This window comes from Mycobacterium sp., assembly GCF_052145595.1.
Taxonomy (GTDB): domain Bacteria; phylum Actinomycetota; class Actinomycetes; order Mycobacteriales; family Mycobacteriaceae; genus Mycobacterium.
Genome location: NZ_JBKQOI010000338.1, coordinates 1 through 9,640 on the forward strand (window position 1 = coordinate 1; position 9,640 = coordinate 9,640).

The following is a 9,640-nucleotide window of genomic DNA, read 5'->3' on the forward strand; positions in this document are numbered from 1 at the left end:
CTGCGCGCTGCCGCCGGTCCACGGCGGGAAGCCGATGCCCATGATCGATCCGATGTTGGCGTCGGCCGTCGACGTCAGAACGCCCTCGTCAAGGCACTTCTGCGTTTCCAGCGCCTCGGCGAACAGCATCCGGTCGATCATGTCCTGCAGCGGCGGCTGCGACGAGCCCGACTTGAACGTCTCCCGCAGCCCCGGCCACAGGCCGCTGCGCTTGCCGTCGACGTACTCGTAGAACCCCGCGCCCTTCAGCCGGCCGGACCGTCCGAGCTCGATCATCTTTTCGACGACGGCTTCCGCCGGGTGCGGCTCGTAGGTGCCGCCGGCGTCCTCGACGCCCTGGCGGGTGGCGACGGCGATCTTGTGCATCAGCTCCAGGTTGAGCTCGTCGGACAGCTGCAGCGGCGGCGCCGGGTAGCCGGCCTGCGAACCGGCTTGCTCGACGCTGGCCGGCTCGACGCCCTCGCCGAGCATCGCCAGCGCCTCGTTGACGAAGGTGCCGATGACGCGGGACGTGAAGAAGCCGCGGCTGTCGTTGACGACTATCGGGGTCTTGCCGATGGCCAGAGTGTAGTCGAACACGCGGGCCAGCGCCTCGTCAGAGGTCTTCTCGCCCTTGATGATCTCCACAAGTGGCATCTTGTCGACCGGTGAGAAGAAGTGGATCCCGATGAAGTCCTCTTGCCGCTTGACGCCGGTTGCCAGACCGGTGATCGGCAGCGTCGAGGTGTTGGACCCCAGGACCGCGTTCGGCTCGACGATGTCCTCGATCTCTTGGAACACCTTGTGCTTGAGGTCCTGGTTCTCGAACACCGCCTCGATCACGAAGTCGACGCCTTTGAGGTCGGTGGGGTCGGCGGTCGGGGCGATGCGATCCAGCAGCACCTTCGACTTCTGCTCGGTCGTGCGGCCGCGTTCCAGCGCCTTGGCCTCCAGCTTCTCCGAGTAGCCCTTACCCTTCTGAGCGGCCTCGAGGCTCACGTCCTTGAGCACCACGTCATAGCCGGCCTTCGCGGAGACGTAGGCGATGCCGGCGCCCATCATGCCCGCACCCAACACACCGATCTTGTTGATCGGGGTCTTGCCTATGCCCTCGGGCCGCGAACCGCCGCCATTGATGGTCTGCAGGTCGAAGAAGAACGCCTGGATCATGTTCTTGGCGACCTGACCGGTGACCAGCGAGGCGAAGTAACGGCTCTCGATACGGCTGGCGGTGTCGAAGTCCACCTGCGCGCCCTCGACGGCGGCGGCCAGGATCGCCCGCGGGGCGGGCATTGGGGCACCCTTCAGCTGCGAGCGCAGCAGCGACGGGAACGACGGCAGGATGGCGGCCAGCGCCGGCGACGACGGAGTGCCGCCGGGGATCTTGTAGCCCTTCACATCCCACGGTTGGGTGTGAGACTCGGGGTTGGCCTTGATCCACGCCTTGGCCGCGGGCACCAGCTCCTCGACCGTGGGGAGCAGCTCGTCGACCAGACCGATCTCCTTGGCCTTGGCCGGCTTGAAGCGCGTGCCCTGGCTCAGCACCGTGACGAAGGCGTTCTGGATGCCGAGCATCCGCACCGTCCGGGTCACGCCGCCGCCCCCGGGCAGCAGCCCCAACGTCACTTCCGGCAGACCGAGCTGGCTGCCCTTGACGTCGGCGGCGATGCGGTGATGACAAGCCAGCGCGATCTCCAGGCCGCCACCCAGCGCGGCGCCGTTGATGGCGGCGACCACTGGCTTGCCGAGAGTTTCAAGCGTGCGCAGGTCCTTCTTCACCTTCTCGACCAGATCGAAGGCCTGCCCGGCGTCATCGGGGCCGAGGTTGATCATGCTCTTGAGATCGCCACCCGCGAAGAACGTCTTCTTGGCGCTGGTGATGACGATCCCGGTGATTGAATCCTTCTCGGCGACAACCCGTTCGACGGCCTTGCGCATCGACTCGATGTAGTGCTCGTTCATCACGTTGGCCGACCCGGTCGGGTCGTCCATGGTCAGCGTGACGATGCCGTCGGCATCTTTATCCCACTGAATGGTGTTCTCTGCCATAATCTTTCAGCCTCTCAGACGCGCTCGATGATGGTCGCGACGCCCATGCCGCCACCGACGCACAGCGTGATCAGCGCGCGCCGGGCATTGCGGCGCTCGAGCTCGTCGACCATGGTGCCGGTGATCATGGCGCCGGTGGCGCCCAGCGGGTGGCCCATCGCGATGGCTCCGCCGTTCACGTTCAGCTTCTCGTCCGGGATGTTCAGATCCTTCTGGAATTTCAGCACCACCGACGCGAACGCCTCGTTGAGCTCGAAGAGGTCGATGTCGTCGACGGTCAGACCCGCGCGGTCCAGCGCCTTGCGGGTGGCCGGCGTCGGGCCGGTGAGCATGATCGTCGCGTCGGCTCCGGTGGTGGCGGTCGCCACGACGCGGGCCCGGGGGGTCAATCCCTGCGACTTGCCAGCGGCCTCGGAACCGACCAACACCAGCGCGGCACCGTCGACGATGCCCGAGCTGTTGCCGCCGGTGTGCACGTGGTTGATCTTCTCCACCCAGTGGTAGCGCTGGCGCGCGACGTCGTCGAAACCGGCCATCGCGGCGAGGCCCTCGAAGGCGGGCTTGAGCTTGCCCAGCCCTTCGGCGGTGGTGTCGGGGCGCATGTGCTCGTCGTGGTCGAGAATGACCAGGCCGTTCATGTCCCTGACCGGGACGACTGATTTGGCGAAGTACCCACCCGACCACGCCTCGGCTGCCTTCGCCTGGGACCGCAGCGCATACGCGTCGACGTCGTCGCGGGAGAAGCCCTCGATGGTGGCGATCAGGTCGGCGCCGATGCCCTGCGGGACGATGTAGGCGTCGTAGCTGGTGACCGGGTCGGCCATCATGGCGCCGCCGTCGGAGCCCATTGGGACGCGGCTCATCGACTCCACGCCACCGGCGAGCACCAGGTCATCCCAGCCCGAGCGCACCTTCTGTGCCGCGGTGTTGACCGCCTCCAGGCCTGAGGCGCAGAACCGGTTGAGCTGCACGCCGCCGACCGTGTCGGGCATGCCGGCCGCCAGCACCGCGGCGCGCGCGATATCGCCGCCCTGGTCACCGACGGGCGACACCACGCCGAGCACGATGTCGCTGATCAGGCTTTCGTCGAGATCGGGGTTGCGCCGCCTCAGTTCGTCGATCAGGCCGGTGACCAGGTCGATCGGCTTGACCTCGGTCAACGATCCGTTCTTCTGCTTTCCGCGCGGTGTGCGGATGGCCTCATAGATGAAGGCTTCTTCGGACATGTCGACTTCCTGTTCGCAAATCGGGCGTCGGGGGCGCCTTAAAGATTAGGCCCCGCTCCAGCACCCTAACAGGGCCCCCGTCCAACCTGTTGGTTGGGCAGGAATCCGCAGGTCAACCCGCGAACGTGACGCTGCAGTCACGTTCGACGCCGAGCCCACCTCGGAGCCTGTGTTCGCCTCGAACGTGACAGTGCAGTCACGCTCGACGCCGAGCGTGACGCTGCAGTCACGATGGGGCGTAAAGCTAGGCTCGTCCACCATGACGGTGTCGCGACTGCGGCCGTACGCGACCACAGTGTTCGCCGAGATGTCGGCTCTGGCCGCGCGAATCGGCGCGGTGAACCTCGGCCAGGGTTTTCCCGACGAGGACGGACCCCCGGCGTTGCTGAAAGCCGCGCAGGACGCCATCGCCGCGGGCGCCAACCAGTACCCGCCGGGGATCGGCATCGCGCCGCTGCGCCAGGCGATCGCCGCCCAGCGGCGGCGGCATTTCGGCGTCGAGTACGACCCCGACACCGAGATCCTGGTGACGGTCGGGGCCACCGAAGCCATCGCGGCGGCGGTGATCGGCCTGATCGAGCCCGGCTCGGAAGTGATCCTGATCGAACCCTTCTATGACTCCTACTCGCCGGTGGTGGCGATGGCGTGCGCGGACCGGGTAGCCGTGCAGTTGGTGCCCGACGGGCACGGCTTTGCTCTGGACACCGACGCGTTGCGGCGGGTGGTCACGCCTCGGACCCGCGCGCTGATCGTCAACTCACCGCACAACCCGACCGGTGCGGTGCTCGGCGCGACCGAGTTGGCAGCCATTGCGGAGATCGCGGTGGCGGCCGACCTTTTGGTGATCACCGACGAGGTCTACGAGCACCTGGTGTTCGACGGCAATCGCCATCTGCCGCTGGCCGGCTTCGACGGCATGGCCGAGCGCACGATCACCATCTCGAGCGCGGCCAAGATGTTCAACTGCACCGGCTGGAAAATCGGATGGGCCTGCGGCCCAGCGGAACTGATCGCCGGGGTGCGTGCGGCCAAACAGTATCTGAGCTACGTCGGCGGCGCGCCGTTCCAGCCCGCGGTCGCCCTTGCGCTAGACACCGAGGATGCCTGGGTGGCCGAACTTCGCAACTCGTTGCAGGCCAGACGCGATCGGCTGGCCGCGGGGCTGACCGAGATCGGTTTCGCGGTGCACGACAGCGGCGGCAGTTACTTCCTGTGCGCTGACCCGCGCCCGCTCGGGTATGACGACAGCTCCGCGTTCTGCGCGGCCCTGCCGGAAAAAGTCGGGGTGGCAGCCATCCCCATGTCGGCGTTCTGCGACCCGGCAGCCGCACCTGCCGACATGTGGAATCACTTGGTGCGCTTTACTTTCTGCAAACGCGACGACACCCTCGACGAGGCGATCAGGCGACTGGCCCTGCTGCGGGACGGACCGGCTATTTAGCCCGGCTCGGACCCTGTACCCATAACCCGCTCTCGCAATCCCTCCAGCGCAGAACGCAAAATCTTCTTTCGGGCCCACTTGACCCAAAATTCGGGCAGCGGCGCTGACGGTTCGACCGTGATTGCGAATCGCACCCGGGTCTTGTCGTCGCCCTCGCGGGTCAGGTTGTATTCGCCGTGCTGGCCGTGTTGCTGGGCGGTTTTTTTGGCGTCCCACACCATCCAGTCCGGGCCCCAGTGGTATTCGACCAATTCGGTGTCGATAATGCCGGTCACTTTGATCGTGACCTTCACGTGGTGCGGCCGTCCGTCGGGATATTTGTCGACGACTTCGACCCGCTTGTGCACCGAAGACCACGACGGCACGGCGTCCATGTCGGCGAGCGCCTCCATGATTACTTCCTGGGGCGCCTCAATGACAATTTCCGACGATGCTTGTACGGCCACTGCTATTAAGTTAGCAATCGCGGTCGGTGGGCGGACCCGACAAAAGATAACTATTTGGTCGTGCGCGAATCCCCGCCGCCCATGACCAAATCGGTCAGCCCCTTTACCGCGGCGTCGAGGACATTTTCACTTGCCCGCTTGACGATGAACCCGGGTATCGGTCCCGCCGGTTCGACGGTGAGGTCGAACCGCACTCGTGTCTTGTCGATTCCTTCGGGTTTGAGGTTGTACTCGACATGCTGGCCATGCTGCTGGGAGGTGCCTTTGGCGTCATAGACAACCCAGTCGGGGCCCCAGTGGTATTCCAGGATTTCTTTATCGACGAGTCCGAGAATCCTGATCGTGGTCTTGACGTGGTGGGGCCGACCATCGGGATAGCGGTCGATTACTTCGATGTGTTTGTGTAGCGGGGACCAAGATGACAGGGCGCCGACGTCTGTCAGCGCCTCCATGACAACCTCAGGCGGCGCGTCGACGACAAATTCCCGTGATGCTTTTACGGCCACTGAGAACAACCTAGCAACGCCTACCCGTGCACGGATGGTGTTCGGCGTAAATTCCTGGCTACCAGTCGATTTCGCTAAGCGGTGTGGTTACCGCCGGCGGCGTCCCGACCGGCCCGGCGGCGGTACGGGAGAAACGCGGCGCGGGCGCGGCCTGCTCGACGCCATGGGCGGTGATCACCGTCGACCGTGCGTTCAAATGCTCGTTGGTAGCGGCTTCACCCCACGTCAGCACCGGGGTGACGCACGCGTCGGTGCCGGCGAAGACCCGCGTCCACTCGTCGCGGGTCCGGCCGGCAAACCGTTCGGCGAACAGGTCGCGCAGCTGCGGATAGGAAGCGACGTCCAGCTGGTTGGGCACCTCGCCGGGCGAGAGGCCCAGCCCGCTCAGCAACGCCGCGAAGAACTGCGGTTCGATCGCACCGACGGCCACGTACTTGCCGTCGGAGGTCTCGTAGCAACGGTAGAACGGGGCGCCGCCGTCGAGCAGGAACGATTCGCGCTGGTCGCGCAGCGCACCGGTGGACTTCATGGTCCACATCATCTGGGCGAGCACGCTGACCCCGTCGACCATCGCGGCGTCGATGACCTGCCCCTTGCCCGAATGTTCTCGCTCGTACAGCGCGACCGCGATGCCCAGCAGCACCAGCATCGAGCCGCCGCCGAAGTCGGCGACGAGGTTCAGCGGCGGCATCGGCGGCCGGTCGGAGTTGCCCAGCGCCGAGAGCACACCGGTCTGCGACAGATAGTTGATGTCGTGGCCCGCCGTCGCCGAAAGCGGCCCGTCCTGGCCCCAGCCGGTGATCCGCGCGAAGACCAGTCGCGGATTGACCGCCGCGCAGTCGTCGGGACCGATGCCGAGGCGCTCGCAGGTGCCGGGCCGGAAACAGTCAAGCAGCACGTCGGCCTTGGCGGCCAGCTCCAGCAGCTGCCCGGGCTGCGTTTTGACGTCCAGGTCGACGATCCGCTTCCCGCGGTGCAGCAAGTCGCGGTCCTCGGACGGCATCGTCAGTCCGCCGGGCCGTCGCACCCGCACCACGTCGGCGCCCAGGTCGGCGAGCACCATCCCCGCGTGCGGCCCCGGTCCGATGCCGCCGAGCTCGATGACCTTCACCCCGGCCAGGGGCCCGGTTCTCGTCACCCCTTCTTGACCTTGAGCACCCGCTTGCGCAGCCCGTCCGTGTTCAGCTCCATGATCCCTTTCATGGCGCGCTTGATCACAAAGCCGGGCAACGGCACGAGCGGATCCAGGGCCAGATCGAACTTCGTCCGTGTCTCGTCGCCTTGCGGGGTGAGCGTGTAGCCCCCTTCCTGGTTGCGGGAGGCTTTCCCGCTCTCCTGCGTCCACGTGACGCCGTCGTCGCGCCACGTGTAGGCGAGCACGATCTCGTCGGTGACACCGGTCGTCTTCACTTTCATCTTGGCGCGCTTCGGTCGGCCCTTGGCGTCGCGTTCGAGCACCTCGGCGCTCTGATGAATGGACGACCACTCGGGCATTGCCTCGACGTCGGCGACAACGTCGAGGATCTCCTCGGGACTTGCTTCGATGACTACTTCGCGGGATTCCTTGACGGCCATGGCTGGGACGATAGCGCGGCGGCGTGTCGACCGGAACGGTTTCGACCGGGCGTACCGTCGTGCGTGTGACTGATTCTGATCGCGTCTACACCGTCGGTGACTACCTGCTCGACCGCCTCGCCGAACTCGGCGTCTCCGAGATCTTCGGCGTTCCCGGCGACTACAACCTGGAATTCCTCGACCACATCGTCGCCCATTCCACCATTCGGTGGGTGGGCAGCGCCAACGAGCTCAACGCCGGCTACGCCGCCGACGGGTACGGACGGTTGCGCGGAATGTCAGCATTGGTAACGACATTCGGAGTCGGTGAACTCTCGGCGGCCAATGCGATCGCAGGCAGCTACGCCGAGCACGTGCCCGTCGTGCACATCGTCGGCGGCCCCTCCAAGGACGCGCAGGGCACCAGGCGGGCGTTGCATCATTCACTCGGCGACGGCGACTTCGAGCACTTCTTCCGGATCAGCCGCGAAATCACCTGTGCCCAGGCCAATCTCATGCCGGCCACGGCCTGCAGAGAGATTGACCGGGTGCTCAGCGAGGTGCGCGAGCAGAAGCGGCCCGGGTACATACTGCTGTCCACCGACGTGGCACGCTTCCCCACCGAACCACCGGCGGACCCGTTGCCCCGCTACACCGGCGGCACCAGCCCCCGCGCGCTGTCGATGTTTGTCGACGCCGCCACCGAACTCATCGCCGACCACCGGTTGACGGTGCTCGCCGACCTGCTTGTTCACCGCCTGCAAGCGATCAAGGAACTCGAGGCGTTGCTGGCGGCGGACGTGGTGCCGCACGCCACGTTGATGTGGGGAAAGAGCCTGCTCGACGAGAGCTCGCCCAACTTCCTGGGGATCTACGCGGGTGCGGCCAGCGCCGAATGGGTGCGCACGGCGATCGAGCAGGCGCCGGTGCTGGTGACGGCGGGGGTGGTGTTCACCGACATGGTCAGCGGCTTCTTCAGCCAGCGGATCGACCCGGCCCGGACCATCGATGTCGGGCAGTACCAAAGCAGTGTGGCCGGCGAAGTCTTCGCGCCGCTGGAAATGGGCGCCGCGTTGGAGGCGCTGGCGACAATCCTGGTCCGGCGCGGCATTAGTTCGCCGCCCGTGGCCTCGCCGCCCGCCGAACCGCTGCCGCCAACCCCGGCGCACGATCAACCGCTTACCCAACGGATGGTGTGGGACCGGCTTTGCGTAGCGCTCACACCGGGCAATGTGGTCCTCGCCGACCAGGGCACGTCGTTCTACGGGATGGCGGACCACCGGTTGCCGCACGGGGTCACCTTCATCGGCCAACCACTTTGGGGCTCAATCGGTTACACGCTGCCCGCGGCGGTGGGGGCTGCGGTCGCGCATCCAGAACGCAGGACGGTGTTGCTGATCGGCGATGGGGCCGCGCAACTGACCGTCCAGGAGCTCGGCACCTTCTCCCGCGAGGGGTTGTCCCCGGTCATCGTGGTGGTCAACAACGACGGCTACACCGTCGAACGCGCGATTCACGGAGAGGCGGCCCCCTACAACGACATTGTCAGCTGGAGTTGGACCGACATCCCCAACGCGCTGGGGGTGGCCAATAACCTGGCGTTCCGGGCGCAGACCTATGGCGAACTCGACGACGCATTCACCGCGGCCGCGGAGCACAAAGACCGCATGGTGTTCGTCGAGGTGGTCCTGCCGCGGCTCGAGATCCCGCACCTGCTCGGCCAACTCGTTGGATCCATGTCGCCGAAACGCGCGAGCGCCGCTGAATCCGCCCGATCCCGCCGGGGCTAGATCGAGCGCGCTGTTCGACCGTGCGCTGATCGCAGGATCGCCTGGACGGTACGGCGGCAGCGGCCGCAATCGGCGCCCGCTCCGCAAGCCTGAGCGACATCTTTTGTCGTTGACGCCCCGGCTGCCACGGCCTCGACCACCGTCTGGCTGGTGACTCCGTTGCACAGGCACACGAACATCGGACGGTCCGCTCAGTCCGCCTCGATGCGCAACATGTCGAAGAACCGGCCGACGAACAGCGGCGGGTACGCGCCGACGCCCCCCCTGGACATCCATTGGGCGGCGGCGTCGGGATGGTCAATCCATTCGCGCGCGCCGTCCTCATCGGGAAACTCCTGCAGGATGAACACTTCATGCTCGTCGTCGAAGGCCTGAAAAACCCAGGTCTTTCGGATGCCGGCCGTGGTGAACCGGTCCATCGCAAACCCGACCTCCGCGTTAAGGGTCGCGACGTCGTCGACGGAGGCGAACGCGGCAACCACCACGCCGGGCGCGCTCGGAATGGACGGCGACACCGCAATGAACCTGTCGACGATTTCGCCGGCAAACACCGCGGGGATGTCCTCGACCCCAGCGGCATCGAACCAGTCGAAAAAGACCCGTGATCGGATCAGCTCCACGATCGGCTCACGGCTGTGCACTCCGATCA

10 protein-coding genes are annotated in these 9,640 nt (G+C 66.2%); 2 read left to right on the forward strand and 8 right to left on the reverse strand.

All coding sequences use genetic code 11. The features are described 5' to 3' along the window. Both ACLP4W_RS28130 and ACLP4W_RS28135 read right to left on the reverse strand, forming a co-directional pair. The coding region (locus ACLP4W_RS28130; protein ID WP_442390634.1) for a 3-hydroxyacyl-CoA dehydrogenase NAD-binding domain-containing protein at positions 1–2,028 on the reverse strand (2,028 nt) is incomplete at its 3' end. Between the two features lie 14 nt (positions 2,029–2,042). Continuing rightward, positions 2,043–3,254, reverse strand: coding sequence for an acetyl-CoA C-acetyltransferase (locus ACLP4W_RS28135; RefSeq protein ID WP_442390635.1), 1,212 nt, complete (start codon positions 3,252–3,254; stop codon positions 2,043–2,045). Between the two features lie 259 nt (positions 3,255–3,513). On the opposite strand from ACLP4W_RS28135, the gene ACLP4W_RS28140 reads away from it, so the two are divergent. Beyond that, a complete protein-coding gene (locus ACLP4W_RS28140) occupies positions 3,514–4,695 on the forward strand; it encodes a pyridoxal phosphate-dependent aminotransferase (protein ID WP_442390636.1) in 1,182 nt (393 codons plus the stop codon). Here the strand turns inward: ACLP4W_RS28140 and ACLP4W_RS28145 are convergent. From ACLP4W_RS28145 to ACLP4W_RS28160, 4 genes are read right to left on the reverse strand one after another with little or no spacing between them, the layout of a single operon-like run. Beyond that, positions 4,692–5,141: an SRPBCC family protein gene (locus ACLP4W_RS28145; protein ID WP_442390637.1), complete on the reverse strand. Its 450-nt coding sequence runs from the start codon at positions 5,139–5,141 to the stop codon at positions 4,692–4,694. The genes ACLP4W_RS28140 and ACLP4W_RS28145 overlap by 4 nt on opposite strands. 50 nt (positions 5,142–5,191) lie before the next feature. After that, positions 5,192–5,647 carry an SRPBCC family protein gene (locus ACLP4W_RS28150; protein WP_442390638.1) on the reverse strand — a complete coding sequence of 152 codons (456 nt, stop codon included), beginning with the start codon at positions 5,645–5,647 and terminating at the stop codon, positions 5,192–5,194. A gap of 58 nt (positions 5,648–5,705) precedes the next feature. Further along, complete coding sequence (locus tag ACLP4W_RS28155; RefSeq protein WP_442390639.1) at positions 5,706–6,785, reverse strand: CaiB/BaiF CoA transferase family protein; 1,080 nt, start codon at positions 6,783–6,785, stop codon at positions 5,706–5,708. Further along, the gene (locus ACLP4W_RS28160) at positions 6,782–7,222 is read right to left on the reverse strand and encodes an SRPBCC family protein (RefSeq protein WP_442390640.1); all 441 of its coding nucleotides are present in this window, start codon (positions 7,220–7,222) and stop codon (positions 6,782–6,784) included. Before ACLP4W_RS28160 ends, ACLP4W_RS28155 begins: the two co-directional genes overlap by 4 nt. Positions 7,223–7,281: 59 nt before the next feature. On the opposite strand from ACLP4W_RS28160, the gene ACLP4W_RS28165 reads away from it, so the two are divergent. Next, positions 7,282–8,991, forward strand: a complete 1,710-nt coding sequence (locus ACLP4W_RS28165) for an alpha-keto acid decarboxylase family protein (RefSeq protein WP_442390641.1) — start codon at positions 7,282–7,284, stop codon at positions 8,989–8,991. On the opposite strand, the gene ACLP4W_RS28170 is transcribed toward ACLP4W_RS28165, so the two are convergent. Both ACLP4W_RS28170 and ACLP4W_RS28175 read right to left on the reverse strand, forming a co-directional pair. After that, positions 8,988–9,170, reverse strand: a complete 183-nt coding sequence (locus ACLP4W_RS28170) for a (2Fe-2S)-binding protein (protein WP_442390642.1) — start codon at positions 9,168–9,170, stop codon at positions 8,988–8,990. The genes ACLP4W_RS28165 and ACLP4W_RS28170 overlap by 4 nt on opposite strands. 12 nt (positions 9,171–9,182) lie before the next feature. Further along, positions 9,183–9,640: fatty-acid--CoA ligase (locus ACLP4W_RS28175; RefSeq protein ID WP_442390643.1), on the reverse strand; the 458-nt coding region annotated here is incomplete at its 5' end.